Below are 16,740 nucleotides of genomic sequence, written 5' to 3'. Positions count from 1 at the left end.
AAAAGGATGTGGCGCGCCTGTCCCCTGAACAGGGTACAAGGCCATTGTATTTATCGGCTATCTGGTTGGCTTAGCTTTGGCGCTGCAATCCGGGTCGCGAATGCGGGACCGGACTCCTGCCCCAAACCCCTATGAACAAACCGCTACGCCTCGTTCGGCCTGCCTGGCTGACCGCCGCTTTGCTGCTCGCCGCCGCCCCCGCTGCCCTGGCCCAGACCGGGGGCGTGCGCATCGGCACGGCCGGCCAGCCCGACGCCAAGGCCGTGCTCGACCTCTCAGCCACCGACAAGGGTCTGCTTATCCCGCGCCTGACCCAGGCCCAGCGCCTGGCCATTGTCGCGCCCCCGCAGGGCCTGATGGTATACCAGACCGACGGCACGGCCAGCGGCGGCCCGCAGACGGGCTTCTGGTACTACGCCGGCACGCCGGGCGCCTGGGTGTTCCTGAGTCCGGCCGGCGACAACCTGGGCAACCACACCGCCACCCAGAACCTCGACCTGGCTGCGAACCAGCTGGTGGGCAACGGCGGCAGCACCGGCCTGGCCATCAGCAGCAGCGGCCAGGTGGGCATCGGCACCACCGCGCCCACGGCCACGCTCGACGTAGTGGGCAGCGTGCGGGCCGTGGGCCCCAGCAGTAGCGGCAGCGTGAGCCAGACGAACAACAACGTCACCTACAGCACCGCGGGCGACGTGGGCCAGAGCTTTCAGCTGCCCGCCGGAGCCACCATCACCCAGATTAGCCTCACGCGGGGCAGCGCAGGCAGCACCACGGGCACACTCACCATCTACGCGGGCACGCCGGGCGGCACGGTGCTGGGTACCCAACCGGGGCTGACGTATACCAACGGCGTCAATACCATTGTGCTGACTACCCCCTTGACAGTAGACGCGGCGGGTACGTACTCGTTCAGCACGGGTGCCACCGGGTGGCGGCGCGCCGTCGGCGACCCCTACGCCGGGGGCTCCATCTACAACGGCGCCACTGCAGCGAGCAACGACCTGGTGTTTACGGTGAGCTACACCCTGCCCGGCAGCCCGGCCCTGTACAGCACTACCAGCGGAAACGTGGGTATCGGTACCGAGACGCCCAGCGCCCAGCTTGATGTGGCCGGCAGCACCCGCCTGCGCAGCCTGAGCACGGCCGGCGTGGTGACCACCGACGCCAGCGGCAACCTGGGCAGCGTGGCTGCCAGCAGCCTCGGCGACAACCTGGGCAGCCACCTCGCCAGCCAAACCCTGGCCCTGGCCAATAACGCCCTGCACCTGCGCTCGGCCGCCGACGCCAACCACCGCCTCATCTGGGTGGCCTCACCCGACGGCCCCGAGCTGACCGGCGCGGGTGGCGGCCTGCTGGGTACTCGCAGTGGCAGTACCACCACCGGTGTGCTGGGCTGGCGCAGTACCGGCCGCGTAGGCATCGGCCCGGCGGCCGGCAACCCGGCCACAACATTCCACGTGGGGGGCACCGCCGGCACGGCGAACGTGCGCCTCGAAAGCCTGGGCGGCGCCGGCAGCCGCATGGTGGTGGCCGATGCAACCGGCAACCTGAGCACCCAGGCCATTCCCATCGGCGGGGGCGGCGGGGCGCCTACCGGCGCGGCCGGCGGCGACCTGACCGGCACCTACCCCAACCCCACCGTGGCGGGCGGGGCCATCACCAGCGCCAAGCTGGCCGACGACGCGGTGACCATTCCGAAGCTGGCGGCCACGGGCACGGCCAGCAGCAGCACCTACCTGCGCGGCGACAACACCTGGGCCACCCTGCCCAGCAGCAGCGGCTGGAGCCTGACGGGCAATACTCTCGACGGTACCCAATTCCTCGGGAGCAACAACAACGAGGACCTTGTCTTTAAGCGCAACGGAGATGAGGCCTTTCGGGTGTTCGGCAACGGGCGCGTGTCGCTGGGCAACAACTCCCCCGGTTCGACGTCGGTGATGCTGGGCTTCAATGCCGGCGTGGCCGTAACCACCGCCCAACAGAATACCTTCGTCGGGAACAAGGCCGGCGAGAGCAGCACCCAGCAGGGAGCCAATACCTTCATTGGCAACACGGCGGGGCAGCGGTCGACCGAAGCAAGCAATACCATCGTGGGGTCCAGCGCGGGCTACCGCATGACCACGGGCGCCAACAACGTGTTTATCGGCGCCAGCGCGGCTACCGGTCTCATCACCAACGGCGGTAACGTCGTGATTGGGGCCAGCGCCGGGTCGGACCTGACCAACAATTCCAGCAACATCATCATCGGGACCAGTGCGCAGGCCGACGCCGGTCTGAACAATGCCTACGCGATTGGCAACAGTGCCCGCGTCAAGCAGAGCAACTCCCTGGTCATGGGCGGCACGCCGGGCAACTCTACGGCTACCAGCGTGGGCATCGGTGTGGAGCAGCCGCACAGCTCGCTGCAGGTCGCGGGCACCTTTGCCGTGGGCGTAGTGAATGGCTACGGGGGCGGCACCAGCGGCAACGCCAACGGCCTCGACCAGGGCCGCATTCACTTGACGGATATCATTGGAAGCTACTACGGGCTGGCGCCGAGCAGCTCCAGCAACCAGTACTACCGCCTGCCCAACCCGGGCACCTGCACCGGCCGCATCTACTACCTGCGCAACAACAGCGGCAGCACCAACGCCATTCTCACCGTCGGCAGCGGCCAGCTCATCGACAGCGCCGCGGGCAGCGGCATCCAGCAGTACACCCTCAATACCACGGGTTCGAGCAAAACGGTCATTGCCATATCGGATGGCGTGAACTGGACCATTATGCGCACCGGCAACTAAGCCTTGGTGCTGAAGCAAGCTCAGCACGACGACCCGTGACTGCGGGTGCTTAGGACGAACCACCTGAAAGCCTATTCCAACCCTGCTGCCCTTTCGGAGCGGCTGGTGGGACTGGCTCCAGGGGCGCGGGTATCGTTTGCCTACTATCCCGGAAAAGGGCGGTCCGCTGGGCCGCCCTTTATTATGTCTGGCCGCAGGGGCAGGGCGCGGCCGCCGCTTTCAGGGGGCGTTGCCCACCGTCAGCTGCCAGTAGGTCCCGACGGACGACTTGATCATCGCCAACCACCGAGGCGTGGTTGACCAGGGCAACGCACTGCTGCACCTTGGCGGGCCCAGGCCGGAGCCTCCGTGCCAGTACGCAGGTGGCCATCGGGAGCGGCGGGGAGACTAAATTGCCCGGTGGCGCGGATTGCCGCGGGGGGTGGGAAAACCGTGCTTTGTTAGGAGCCTTCTAAAAGTCCGCCGGGCGGGCCGGTTGGCAGGCCTCCTCCCATGCAGATAAGCCTTGTTTCTTTTGTTGCGCGGGCGCGGGTGTTGTTTCTTCGCAAGCCCAAGCTTCCTGCCGCCATGACTCCCGCTCCCGAGCCCCCGGCCGACCACCGGATTCCCGTTCTGCTCGTCGACGACCACCAGCTGGTGCTGGAAGGCGTACGGGTGCTGCTGCTACCCGAGCCCGACCTGCGCGTGGTGGCCACCTGCACCTCCGGCGCCGAAGCCCTGCGCTGCCTGGCCCAGCACCCCGAGGTGCAGGTGGCGGTGGTCGACCTGAACATGCCGCAGATGTCGGGCGTGCAGCTCACCCAGGCCATTCGCGAAACCCACCCGCAGGTGCGCGTCATCGCCCTGAGCATGTTTCACGACCACGCCTCCATTCAGGAAGTGCTGGCGGCCGGGGGCTCGGGCTACCTGCTGAAGAACACCACCGGCACCGAGCTGGCCACCGCCGTGCGGCGCGCCGCCGCCGGCCGCACCTACTTCAACGCCGAGGTGGGGGCCACCCTGCTCGACCACCTCGACGTTCCCGCCAACCGCGACGGCGCCGAGCGGCCCGTGACGCTGACGGCCCGGGAGCGGGAAATTCTGCAGCTCATTGCCGGGGAGTACTCCAACGCCGACATTGCCCAGAAGCTGTTCATCAGCGAGCGGACGGTGGAAACCCACCGCAAAAACATCTTCACCAAGACCAAGGCCAAATCCATCGTGGGCCTGATTCAGTACGCCCTGCGCCACAAGCTGATTCTGCTCTGAGTTGCCAGTTGTCAGCTCTGAGTGGTGAGCTTTCAGCTGCCAGCGCGACTGTTTCGGAAGCTATTCCCGCACTGCAGCTGCGGCGCTACGGCAATAGGGGCGCCCGCCGCAAACCGGGCCGAGCTCCGGCGGAGCGGCACCTTACCTGCGCGGTAAAGGTGCCGCTCCGCCGGAGCTCGGGTTCGTTGTCGGCCATTCCGGGCGACCGATGTGGCGCCGCTACGCGGCTGCAGTGCCGGCACGGGGCTACTGTACGGTCAGTCGGACCAACCGCCCGCTCAACCAGCACCTTATCCTTAACAACTGGCAACAATCAACCAACCACTGACAGGGGCACTTCCAGCGTGACGGTGGTGCCGCGGCCGGGGGCGGCGTCGAAGTGGGCATGGCCGCCGAGGAAGGCCATGCGCGTCTGCACGTTGCGCAGGCCGATGCCGGCCTCGGGCGCCAACAACTGCGGGTCGAAGCCCACGCCGTTGTCTTCCACCACCACCGTCAGCTCCTGCTCGTTCTGGATCAACTGCAGGGTGACGTCGGTGGCCTGGGCGTGCTTGACGATGTTCTGCACCAGCTCCTGAATGACGCGGAACAGCACGCTCTCCACCGTGGGGGCGAGCCGCTCCTGCTCGAAGCCGAACACCTCTACCTCCACGCGCAGCGCGTCGCCGGCGGGCAGCTTGTCGAGAAAGTCGCGCACGGCCTGGGCCAGGCCGCGCTTGAGCAGGGCGTTGGGCATCAGGTTGTGGGAAATGGTGCGCACCTCCCGAAACGACTCGTCGACGGTTTCCACCGCGTTATCAAGCAGCACCTGGTGGCCGTTGAGCTGCCCGTTCAGGTCGCGGTGCAGCCGCTGGCCCAGGGCGTGCAGGTTGAGCTTGGCGGCGGTGAGCAGCTGGCCGATGCCGTCGTGCAGGTCGGAACCGATGCGCCGCCGCTCGTTTTCCTCGGCTTCGAGCACGGCCGCGGCCCGGTGCCGCTCCAGCCGCTGGCGCTGCTGCTCCAGCTCGAGCTGCTGGCCCAGCGCCCGGCGCTTGTAGAGCAGCCAGCCCACCGCGGCCAGCAGCAAGAGCATGCCGCCGGCGGCCCCCAGCTGGATGTTGCGGGCGCGAATAACCTGGTGCTGGGCCCGTAGCTGAAGGGCCTGAATGCGGTTGCGGGCGTCCTTTTTCGCGGTTTCGTAGCGGGTCTGCATTTCCGTGACGCTGCGGGCCGCGGCCTCGCTGCGCAGGCTGTCGTTGAGCTGGGCCAGGGCGTGCTGGTAGCCGTAGGCCTCAGTGAAGTCGCCGCGGCGGGCAGCCAGCTGGGCCAGGCCCTGCAGGGCATCGGCGGCTTCCTCGCGGGCGCCGCAGCCGCGGGCCAGGGTCAGCGCCGCGCGCAGGTACTGCTCGCCCCGGGCCGGCTGGCCCAGCTGCCCGTAGGTTTGACCTATAATGGCCTTCAGGTCGGCGTCGCTGATGGGGTTGGCGAAGGCCGCGGCGGCGTAGATGCGCTCGGCCCGCAGCAGCGGGGCCAGGGAGGCGGCCCACTGGCCCTGGCGCTGGCGCAGCACGCCCAGCGTCACCAGAAAGCTGCCGGCGTCGGCGCTGTCGCCTTTGTGCGCGGCCAGGTCGAGGCCCCGGCGGATGTAGGCCAGGGCCTGGGAGTAGCGGCCCGCGTCGCGGTGAATGATGCTGAGGTGGTTGAGCGCGTCGAGCACGAACACGGGCACGTTCAGGGCCTGCCAGCGGCGCAGGGCTTCCTCGTAGGCGGTTTGGGCGGCGGGAAAGTTGCGCTGCTGCAGGTATACCTGCCCGATGCAGGAGTAGGAGTCGGCCACGCCGCCGGCGTCCTGGGCGGCTTCGCGGCGGCGCAGGCCGCGCATCTGGTAGCGCATGGCCAGCTCGTACTCGCCCAGCTCGGTATAGCGCGCCCCGATGTTGCGGTAATTGTGGCCTTCCCAGAGCGCGTTGCCCAGGGCCGCGAAGTAGCGGGCCGAGGCCCGGTGGTGGGCAATGGCGGTGTGGGCGCGGGTGACCATGGCGTTCATGGTGCCCAGGTTGTAGTGCACCCGGGCCAGGCGCAGGGTGTCGCCCAGTTCTGCGGCCAGGGTCAGGGCCTGCCGGGCGTAGCGACCGGCGGTAGTGGTGTCGTTATACTGATAGTAGTACATGAGCGTGACCAGGGCGCGGGTGCCGTGGGTGTCGCGCGGGTGGCGGGCCAGCACCCGGCGCAGGCTGTCGATGGCCCGGTCGTCGCGCTCGGGGATGAGCTGGGCGGGGGCGGCGACCGGCAACAGCAGCAGCGCCAGCAGGCAGAAGCGTAGGGAAGCGGAGAGTAGCGGTAGGGGCATAGCAAGCGGCTGATAGCGGCGGGGTAAGCGCAAAAGCAGGGTGGAGAAAGTCAGGCTCGGGCGGAGAAAGGCGCTGCGGGCGCGGCAGCGGCTGGGCGAGGCCAGGCGCGCGGCGGCTTCGGCGGATAAGGGGTCGGCCAGCTGAGCCCGCAGTTGCGGCGGCGGGCTTGGCGGCTCCAACTGCGCCCGGGGAGCCGGTAAAAAGCACCCAGCAGCCTGATCCGGAATGCAACGGTAACCGGCCGGCCCAGGCCGCGGAAAGGCCAGCTTAAAGCTACGGGTCAGGGGCATATATCCCAAAAGGTATTTAAGCTGATGGTCAGTGAATAAAATCCGAATACCGAGGGGCGAACCGGAGCGCGGCGGCGCAGGAGCCCGGTAGCGGGGCAGGAGCATGCTGCTACCCAAAAAGACACCCCGACGGGAAGCCCGCCGGGGTGTCTGACTCAAGTAGCAAAGGGGAAAGGCACGCTTATTCTTTCACCAGGCGGCGTACCAGCGTGCCCTCGGCCGTGTGCAGGCGCAGGGTGTAGACGCCGGTGGGCAGCTGCTGCAGGTTTAGCTCTTGGCTGATAAGGCCTTGGCGTACCGGCAGCTGCAGCCTGCGCACTACCTGGCCCACCGAGTTCAGCACTTCGGCTTTCACCGTGCTCTGCTCGCGCAGGCCAGCCACCGTCAGTGTTACGAAGCCCTGGGTCGGGTTCGGGTACAAACTCAGGCTGGCTTGCAGCGAAGCGGCGCTGGCGCCGGCCAGTACACGCGGCTGCAGCCAGAGGAAGAAGCGCGCCCGGGTAGAATCGGGATGCATCGTGAACGAGTACACCGAGTCCAGCGCCAAATCCTGGCGGCGGTTCAGCAGGCGGTCTTCCAGCAGCACCCGGGTGCCGGCCGGCAGCAGCTGCTGGGCCGTGAGCACCAGCGTGTGCTGGCCGGGCTGGCTCACGCGCAGGCCCAGCGGCACCACCCCGGCCGTGGCTAGGTCGGGCAGGCCGTTGATGCTGAGCGCGTCGTTGCCGGCCTGGCTCCACAGGCTGGGCCGGCCCGAGCCGTTGAGCTGCACCTTGTAGGCGTCGTAATTTGCCTGGTAGCCGGCCCCGGCCTGGGGCTCGAAGTACAGCACCGCCTCGTCGGCCTGGCCCTGGGCGTTGCGGGCTTCGAGGCGCAGCAGCGGCCTGGCCGCCGTGGCGGCAGGACCGTTGGGCCCGGTGCGGTTGAAGGCCGGGTTCAGGTAGCTGGTATGGCGCACGGCGTTGCTCAGGCTCAGGGTCGCCGAAGCTGCGGTGGCGCGCACGAAGAAGCCCTGCATGGCGGCCAGGTCCTTGCTGCCCCCGTTCTGGCCGATGCCGTTGACGTAGCTCTGGTAGGCGCCGGTGTACGGCCCCGAGGGCACGAACACGTAGAGCGCCTTGTCCAGCCCTGGGGCAGCCGGCACCAAATCCCAGTCAATGGGGGCCGGGTAGGGGTTGCCCAGCAGGTTCCAGCCCGAGCCGGTTTGTGTGCCTCGCGTGAGCGGGATGCTGACCGGGCCGTTCTGCAGCACGCCCGAGATGTCCACCGTGGTGGTCGGGTTGGTCTGGGCCGAGTAGCCGCGCAGCGGCAGCAGGTTGTCGGTGGCCGCGGGCGTCATCCAGCCCCGGTCGAAGAAGCCGGCCGCGGCGTTCAGGCGCGCCTCGTTGTACTGGAAGAAGGTCGGGAAGGGACTCACCGTGTTGCCCTGGGTGTTGTAGGCCGGGTTCAGCTCGAAGACCGGCAGGTCGTCGGCAAATTCCTGGACCGTGGCCGAGCCCAGCTGCATGGGCGAGGCGTAGTGGCGGTAGCCGCTGCTGCCCACGCCCGTGATGAAGCGCTCCATCGTGGCGCGGCCCGTCACCACGCCGCCGCCGGCCGGGTTCACCACCATCGCGGTGCCCGTGGCCGAGGAGTGCAGCGTCAGGTGGCCGTTCGAGGCCAGGTTGCCCTGGGTCAAGGTCAGCACATGGCCCACGCCGTAGGGGCTGGTCAGCGTCACGCCCGCCGGGTTCTGAATCAGCAGATCGTGGAAGCGGATGGGTGTGCTGCTCGTGCCGCCCAGCGTTTGGGCCGCCGTGCCCACGCAGTACCAGGGGTAGCTGCCCACGTTCACCCGGCCGGTGTTGGTGAGGTTGCCGGAGAGGTACACTGGGCCGTTGCAGGTTACCCCCACGGTGTTGCTCACGTTCAGGCCGTGGAAGCGGATCTGCCCCGAGCCGGCTATGGTCTGGGCCAGGGTGCCGGTGAAGTACACCGTGTAGGTGGCCGGGTTGAAGGGGCCGTTGCAGAGCCAGTTGCCCGTCACGTAGATGTCGCCGCCCAGCACGCAGCCCACCGGGTTAGCCCAGGTGACGTGGTGGAAGCTGGTCTTCGCGGTCGAGCCGGTGGTGGTAATGGTCTGCTGAGCCGCACCGTTGAAGGTTACCAGCTGGCCGTTGCCCGAGAAGATGCCCGAGTTCAGCCAGTAGCCGCCCACCACGATGCCCCGCAGCAGCTGCACGTTCACGACGTTGGTGATTTGCACGTTGAAGAACGTGCTCAGCGCCGGGCCGCCAATGGTTTGCAGGACCGTACCGCTGAACAGCACCAGCTGCCCACCGTGCACGAAGCCCGCGTTGTTTACCCAGTTGCCGGTCACCCCGATGGCGTCGAGCAGGGTTACCCCGGCCGCGTTGTCGAAGGTCAGGTCGTGGAAGCGGGTGTTGCCCGAGGTGCAGGTGATGGTCTGCGCCAGGGTGCCCACGAAGCGGGTTTTCTTGCCGCAGCCGCAGAAGATGCCCGTGTTCACGAAGTTGCCGGTTACGTCCACGTCGTAGTCCAGACTCACGCCCACCAGGTTGCTGAGCGTCAGGTGGTGGAACACCGTCAGGGCCGTGCCGCCGATGGTCTGGGCCACCGTGCCGTTGAAGAGCACTGCCAGGCCGTTAGCCGCGAAGCTCGCGCCCTGGTTCAGCCAGTTACCCAGCAGCGTAATGGCCCGGTCGAGGCGCACATTGGCCCCGGCAGCCAGGGTGAGGTGGTGGAAAGCGGTAGCCACCGAGCCGCCGATGGTTTGCAGCGCCGTGCCCTGGAAGGTTACCCGCTTGCCGCCGCTCACGAAGCCGCCGTTGTTGAGCCAGTTGCCCGTCACCAGCACGTCGTGGTAGAGCGTCACGCCGCCAGTGTTGGCGAAGGTCACGTGGTGGAAGCTGAGCGTGCCGCTCGGGCAGTAGATGCCCTGGGCCAGGGAGCCGTCGAAGAACACCGTATGGGCGCCGGCTGCAAACAGGGCCAGGTTGCGCAGGTCGCCGCGCACCCGGATGTCGCGGAGCAGGCTTACGCCCGCGGCGTTGTTGAAGGTCAGGCCGTGGAAGGCCGTTACCTGCGTGCCGCCGATGGTCTGGGCCACCGTGCCGGTGAAGCTCACCAGGTAGCCGGCCACGCTAAACAGGCCGTCGTTCAGGAAGTTGCCCGTCACGAAAATCGGCCCGCCCAGCGTTACGCCCACCGGGTTCAGAATGCTCAGGTGGTGGAAGGTCGTGTGGGCTGTGCCGCCGATGAGCTGGGCCACCGTGCCGTCGAAGGTCACGGTGTAGGTAGCGGGCACGAAGGTGTTGTTCGTGGCGCCGTTGTTCACCCAGCCGCCGCGCACGCGGATGTGTTGGGCCAGCGTCAGCGTACCCCCGGTTTTGTTGATGACGATGCCGTAGAAGGGCACCACCACCGAGCCGCTGATAATCTGGTTTACGGTGCCCGCGAAGGTCACCGCGTAGCCGTTGGCCAGGAAGCCGCCGTTGGTGGTCCAGTTGCCCAGCAGAGTCACGGTCCGGTCGAGGCGCACGTTGGCGCCGGTGCCGATGGTCAGGTGGTGGAACTGCGTCAGCACCGAGCCGGCAATGGTCTGCAGCGCGCCGCCCACGAAGTACACCCCGTAGCCGCCGGCCACGAAGCCGCCGTCATTCACCCAGTTACCGGTCAGGTACAGGTGCGAGAGCAGCGTCACCGAGGCCGGGTTCTGGAAGCGCACGTGGTAAAAGCGCGTGGCGGCCGAAACGTTGATGGTCTGGGCCGCCGAGCCGTTGAAGTACACCAGGTAGTTGCCGCCCAGGAATACCCCGGTGCCCAGCCAGTTGCCGAGCACCGTAATCGGCTGCGCCAGCGTCACCGACACTAGGTTGCCCACGCTCACGTGGTGGAAGGTGGTCGATACCGCGCCGCCGATGGTCTGGGCCGCGGTGCCGTTGAAGTACACCGCGAAGCCGCCGTGGGCGAAGCCGCCCGAGTTAACCCAGTTGCCGAGCACGTACACGTTCTGCTGCAGGGTTACCGTGGCCGGGTTGTTCCAGGTCACGTGCCAGAAGTTGTAGCTGCCCGCGCCGCCGATGACCTGGGCCGTCGAGCCGCCGAACACGCAGGTGTAGCCCGTGTACACGCCGCCCACCAGGTTGTAGCCGTAGAAGGTGCCGGCATTGGTTACCGAGCCCGTCCAGGTCACGTTCTGCAGCAGGCGCACCTCCGTGCCGGCGCCGATGTTCCAGCCGTGGAACGAGAGGCCGGTGTAGCCACCCACCGTCTGCGCGTAGCCGCCCAGGCCGTTGAAGTACACCGTGTAGGTGCCGGGCGCGAACGAGCCGCTGTACAGGTAGTAGTTGCCCGCCACGTAGATGTTCGAGGCCAAACTCACGCCCGCCGCGTTGTCCACGTAGAAGTGCCAGAAGTAGGTCGTAGCGTTGGTCGTGATGACCTGGGCCGCCGTGCCGCCGAAGCGCACGAAGTGGCCCGTGGGCACCCCGCCCGCCAGGTAGTAGCCGTAGAACACGCCGGTGTTGACGAAGCCGCCCAGCACGTAGATGTTCTGGTGCAGGGTCACCGACACCGGGTTCTGGAAGGTCACGTCGTAGAAGCTGGTGACCTGCGTGCCGCCGATGACCTGCGCCGCCGTGCCGTCAAACACCACCGTGTAGGAGCCGGCCACGAACTGCCCGTTGTTGATCCAGTCGCCGAGCACGTAGATGTCCGACCCCAGATTCACGCCCACCAGGTTGTTGATGGTTACGTGGTAGAAGGTGGTCTGCTGGCTGCCGCCGATAGTCTGTAGCACCGTGCCGTTGAAGGCCACCGACTGCACACCCACCGCGAACGAGCCGTTGTTGACGAACGCCCCAGCCAGCCCGATGCCGGTGTTCAGCGTCACGCCGCCCGCCGTGTTCAGGATGGTCAGCCCGCCGAAGTTGGTAACGGAGCTGCCCCCGATAATCTGGTTGACGGTACCCGCAAACGTCGTCACGTACGAGCCGCCCCCGAACACGCCGTTGTTGGTCCAGTGGCCCAGCACGTACATGTTCTGGCTGAGCGTGAGCCCCACCGTGTTCGATACCACCACCGAGTAGAAGCTGGTCACCTGCGAGCCGCCGATAACCTGCGCTACCGTGCCGTTGAAGTTCACGAAGTACGAGCCGCCGATGAAGCCGTTGCTGGTCGTGCCGTTGTTGACCCAACTGCCCGAAACGTAGATGTTGGTGCTCAGGCTCATCACTGCGCCGGCGTTAATCGTCACGCCGCCGAAGTACACCGCCGAGGAGCCGCCCACCGTCTGCGGGCCGCTGCCGGCAAACACGTAGGAGCCGCCGCTCAACCAGGTACCGTTGCTCACCACGTTGCCGTAGATGGTCAGCGTCGAGGAAACCTGGAACCGGGCGCCGCTGCTCACGGTGATGCTGTTGACCACCGCGCCGGTACCCGTCACGATGGGGTAGTAGTTGCCGTGCAGGATGACGACGTTGCTGCTGGCGGTGGGCACCTGCCCGCACGACCAGTTGCGCGCGTCAAACCAGTTGGTCGAGTAGCCGCCCGTCCAGGTGTAGCTCACGGCCTGCACGGCCAGGTTCGTGCCGTTGTCGTTGGGGCTGCTGGTGGCCGGGCTGCTAGCTTCCACCCGAATGCGGTAGCCCGTGCCCACGGCCGTGCCGGCCGGAATGGTGGCCGCAATCGAGCCGCTCACCCCGGTGCCGCTCAAACTGAGCGTCCCGATGGTGGCGGCGCCGGCAAACGAGCCGCCGGCGTCGGAAAGCACCGCCCGGAACACGTTGCCCGCGCCGAAGCTGCCCTGGGTCGTGAACGGTACGCTCACCGCCGAGCCGGGGCAGAACGAGCCGCTAAACGCGCCCGTGCTGATGCTGGCCAGGGGCTGACCAATGCTCACCGCCACGGTGCGCTCAATGGTGCAGCCGTTCTGCGTTACGCTGAGCGTGTAGCTGCCCGCGTTGGCCGGGGCGGCGTTCTGAATCTGCGGGCTGGGCTGCGTCGAGGCAAAGCCGTTCGGCCCGCTCCACTGCAGGGTGGCGCCGGCCGGAATGCCGGTGGCCGTGAGCTGAATGGTGCCGCCCGCCGGAACCGGCGAGTTCGACGAAGCCGCGACGCCCGCCAGGCTGGTGATGCTCCACAGCCCGCTTTCGGCCGAAGTCAGCGTGGGGTTGGTGCTCACCAGGCGCACCCGATACAGGCTGCCCGTGGCGGCCGCGGCCGGCACGATGACGTTCACCGAGTTGCTGCCGGTGCCCGTGAAGCTGCGCGTGCCGATAACGGTGGGCGCGGCAAACGAGCCGTTGGCATCCGACAGCTCGGCCGAAACCGTGCCGCCGGCCGTCAGGCCGCTGCCGCCAACCGTGAAGCTCAAGCTCAGGAAGTTGCCGGCGCAGGTTTGCTGGGGGGCGTTGGAGTTCAGCGTCAGCGTTGGGGCACCGGGCTGCACCGTCACCTGGGTGGTGGTGCTGGCCGAACAGCTGCCTAGCGTTACCGTCAGCGAGTAGGTCCCCGAGTTGCTGGTCGTGGCGTTGCTGAAGCTCAGCGTGGGGCTGCTGCCGGTGCTCACGTTGCCGAAGCCCGGCACGCTCCACTGGTAGCTGGCCCCGCTCACGGCCTGGGCCGTCAGCGTTACGGTGCCGCCGTGGGCCACCGGCGAGTTGCTGCTCACGATGGCCGCCGTCGGCGTTGCGTTGATGGTCAGGTTGCTTCCGTTGTCGTTGATGCTCAATACCGCGGGGTTCGAGCCCACCACCCGCACGCGGTAGCCCGCGCCGGGCGGCGTGGTTACCGGCAGCGTCACCGGAATCGAGCCGGAGCCCTGGCCCGCGAAGTTCAGCGTGCCGATGGCGGTGGGCGCGGCAAACGAGCCGGCCGCATCCGACAGCTGGGCCGTGAGCACGTTGCCGCCGCCGAAGTTGTTGCCCGTTACCGTGAAGGCCACGTTGCGCGTGGCGCCGGCGCAGAACGTGCCGCCAAACTGTGCCACGCTCAGAATCGGGTCAGTGGAGGGATTCACCGTCACCTGGGTGGTAGCGGCTACGCTCTGGCAGCCGCCCACCGTCACGTACAGGGTGTAGGTGCCTTGGTGCTGGTTCTGGGTGGCGTTCGGAATGGTGGGGTTCTGCTGGGTCGAGCTGAAGTTCGGCCCCAGCCACAGGTAGGTAGCTCCCGCTACCGGCTGGGCCGTCAGCTGAATGGTGCCGCCGTAGGGCACCGGCGCGTTCGACGAGGCCCCGGCCACCGGCCGCTGAATCAGGCTGATGTTGGCGCCGTTGTCGGTCTGGCTGGTTACGCTGGGGTTTGAGGCCACCAAGCGCAGGCGGTAGCCCGCGCCCGTGGGCGTGCTGGCCGGGAAGGTCACCAGCAACGAGCCGGAGCCCTGGCCCATGAAGCTCACCGAGCCAACGGCGGTGGGTGCGGCAAACGAGCCGGCAGCGTCGGAGAGCTGGGCCGTGAGGATGTTGCCGGCGGCAAACACGTTGCCTTGCACCGCAAAGCCCACGTTCAGCGAGTTGCCGGCGCAGCCCGAGTAGCTGAACTGGCTCATCGTCAGAATGGGCTGGGCCGAGGGCTGCACCGTGATGCGCACCGAGGCCGAGTCCTGGCAGCCCGCGCCGTTCTGCACGTACACCGTGTAGCGGCCGCTCTGGCTGGGCTGGGCGTTGGGCAGGCTGAGCGCGGCGCCGCTGCCCACGTAGCTGGTCGAGTTGCCTGGGTAGCGCACGTACCACTGGTAGCTGGTCTGCCCGGCCGGACCGGCCGTCAGCTCAATGGTGCCGTTGTAGGGCACCGTGGTTTGGGCAGCCGCGGCGGTAGCCACGGGCAAGGCGCGCACGGTCAGGTTCTGGCCGTTGTCGCTGCCCGTCAGGGCCGGGTTGGTGGCCACTACGCGCACGCGGTAGCCGGTGCCGGCCGGGGTGCGGAAGGCCACCGTGTCGGTGAGCACGCCGCCGGTGGCCGTGAGCGAGCTGGTGTTGCCGTAGAGCCGCGAGCCGGCCGTGAACACGCCACTGGCGTCGGAAAGCTGAAACTTAAACTGGTTGCCCGCCGGGTAGTCGGTGGTGTTGGTGGTGAACGGCACCGAAATAAAGGTGGTCGAGCAGAACGAGCTGGGCGACACCGGGCCGGTGGCAATGGTGGGCGGATACGCGTAGCTGGCCGCCGAGCAGGCCGTGCCGCCGGGCGTGGTCACGCAGATCTGGCCCGAGTTGCCGCCGGCCGGGGCCGGCACCGTAATCTGGGTCGGGGAGTTCACCACGAAGCCCGGGGCGCTGGTGCCGTTGAAGGTCACGGCCGAGGCGCCCGTGAGGTTGGTGCCGGTGATAACGACGCTGGTGCCCGGCGCCCCGCCCGCGGGCGTGAAGCTGGTGATGGTGGGGCCGGCGCAGTTGAAGTAGTAACCGCCCGCGCCCGAGATAATGGCGTACTGGCCGGCCGCGTTCTGAATGACAAGGCGCAGCACCCGCGCGCTGACCGGCGCGGCCAAAGTGCGGGTTACGGGTGTGGTGGTGTTCACCGCGAAGCTGGCCGCGTAGGTGTCCACGGTGGTGTAGGGGCCACCCACACCCGGGGCCGTCTGCACCAGCAGGGTAAAGTTGCTGGTGTTGCTGGGCGTGAGCTTGAAGCGCACCTCGCTGATGGTCTGCGCTGCGCCCAGGTCGGCCTGCAGCAGGCTGCCGTTGTAGCCGTAGAAGGAGTTGCTGGTGTTGGGCGCGGCCGGATCGGCGTTGAAGGCCACCTCGGCCAGGCCGTTGGTGCCGCCGCCGTAGCCGTAGCTGGCGGCCGGCAAACCCGCGGCGAAGTTGGGGCTGGCGGCGCAGCCATTCTTGAGGAAGCTGCGGTTGGTGACCAGGCTCCAGTGGCCGTTGGCGTCGCGGCTGCGCACGAAAATGCGGTGCGTGCCGTCGCTCAGGCCACTGGCGTCGGCCACGAAGCCGAAGCCGGCCAGGTCGGGAGCCGGCGTGGCGATGGGCGCGGCGGTGGCGTTGCCGAAGCCGGGGTCGGTGTCGAAATAATACTCCACCCGGGTGACGTTGGGCGCGGCAACCGGCGCGGGCTCGTAGTAGAAGGGCCGCGCCGTAGTCAGGCTCCAGTTGCCGCCCGCGTCGCGGGAGCGGACGCTCAGGGTGTGAAAGCCGGGGCTGAGCGTGCCCACCGGCAGGGCGAAGGCTACGCCCGCCACGTCCTGGCCGGGTGTCACGGGCACGTCGGTGCCCTGGCCGAAGCCCGGATCGGCGTCGAGGAAGTACTCTACCTTGGTCACGTTCACCGCGGCGGCCGCGGCCGGCTCGTAGTAGAACGTGCGGCGCGTGGTCAGGCTCCACTGGCCGTTGGCGTCGCGGCTGCGCACGCCCAGCTGGTGGAAGCCCGCCCCCAAGCTGCTCACGTTCAGCCCGAAAGCCAGCCCGCTCACGTCGGTTGCCGGCGTGGCCACCGGAATGGCGGTGGCGCTGCCCAGGCCGGGGTCGGTGTCGATGAAATACTCGGCCTCGGTGATGTTGACGACGGCCGTGGCGGCGGGCTCGTAGTAGAAGCTGCGCCGGGTAGTCAGGCTCCACTGCCCGTGGGCGTCGCGCGAGCGGACGCCCACGCTGTGGAAGCCGGCGCCCAGGCTGCTCACGTTCAGCCCGAAAGCCACGCCCGGCAAATCCTGGCCGGGCGTCACGGGCACGTCGGTGGCCTGGCCCACGCCGGGGTCGGCGTCGACGAAGTATTCCACCTTGGTCACGTTGGCGGCCGCGGCAGCCAGCGGCTCGTAGTAGAAGCTGCGGCGCGTGGTCAGGCTCCAGCGGTTGTTGCTGTCCTTGCTGCGCACCGAGAGGCGGTGAAAGCCCGCGCCCAGGCCGCTCACGTCGGCGGCGAAGGAGAGGCTGGCCAGCTCGGCTGCGGGCGAGCTGATGGTAATGGGCGTTGCGGAGCCGTACCCGGGGTCGGGCCCGTCGAGGTAGTACTCCGCTTGGCTAATGGTTTGCGCCGCCAGGGGTAAGCCGCTGCCCACGATGCCGCTTGTCAGCAGCACCAGCAGCGCCCAGGCGCGCAACAGCCATCGGCCCCGCCCCGAGTGATTTCGGGAAGGGTGTCGCATGGCCG

4 protein-coding genes are annotated in these 16,740 nt (G+C 68.0%); 2 read left to right on the top strand and 2 right to left on the bottom strand.

The features are described 5' to 3' along the window. Positions 1-131: 131 nt before the first annotated feature. Together ACE191_RS10485 and ACE191_RS10480 are read left to right on the top strand one after the other, a co-directional pair. On the top strand, positions 132-2,780 hold the full coding sequence (locus tag ACE191_RS10485) for a beta strand repeat-containing protein (RefSeq protein WP_400192155.1): 2,649 nt from the start codon (positions 132-134) through the stop codon (positions 2,778-2,780). A gap of 567 nt (positions 2,781-3,347) precedes the next feature. Further along, positions 3,348-4,028 (top strand): response regulator, encoded by a 681-nt coding sequence (locus ACE191_RS10480; RefSeq protein ID WP_400192154.1) that lies wholly within the window; start codon positions 3,348-3,350, stop codon positions 4,026-4,028. A 313-nt stretch (positions 4,029-4,341) separates the two neighbouring features. Here the strand turns inward: ACE191_RS10480 and ACE191_RS10475 are convergent, their stop codons facing one another. Then, a complete protein-coding gene (locus ACE191_RS10475; protein ID WP_400192153.1) occupies positions 4,342-6,357 on the bottom strand; it encodes a tetratricopeptide repeat protein in 2,016 nt (671 codons plus the stop codon). Positions 6,358-6,829: 472 nt separating this feature from the next. Continuing rightward, positions 6,830-16,735, bottom strand: coding sequence for a T9SS type A sorting domain-containing protein (locus tag ACE191_RS10470; RefSeq protein WP_400192152.1), 9,906 nt, complete (start codon positions 16,733-16,735; stop codon positions 6,830-6,832). Positions 16,736-16,740 lie beyond the last annotated feature (5 nt).

Source organism: Hymenobacter sp. B81 (assembly GCF_044628455.1).
Taxonomy (GTDB): domain Bacteria; phylum Bacteroidota; class Bacteroidia; order Cytophagales; family Hymenobacteraceae; genus Solirubrum.
The sequence above is the reverse complement of the archived record's forward strand: the minus strand, read 5'-3'. Positions and strand labels throughout refer to the sequence as shown.

Excerpts from the sequence above, each read along its gene's own strand:
- ACE191_RS10475 (WP_400192153.1), bottom strand. The coding sequence starts at position 6,357 with ATGCCCCTACCGCTACTCTCCGCTTCCCTACGCTTCTGCCTGCTGGCG.
- ACE191_RS10470 (WP_400192152.1), bottom strand. The coding sequence starts at position 16,735 with ATGCGACACCCTTCCCGAAATCACTCGGGGCGGGGCCGATGGCTGTTG.
- ACE191_RS10485 (WP_400192155.1), top strand. The coding sequence starts at position 132 with ATGAACAAACCGCTACGCCTCGTTCGGCCTGCCTGGCTGACCGCCGCT.
- ACE191_RS10480 (WP_400192154.1), top strand. The coding sequence starts at position 3,348 with ATGACTCCCGCTCCCGAGCCCCCGGCCGACCACCGGATTCCCGTTCTG.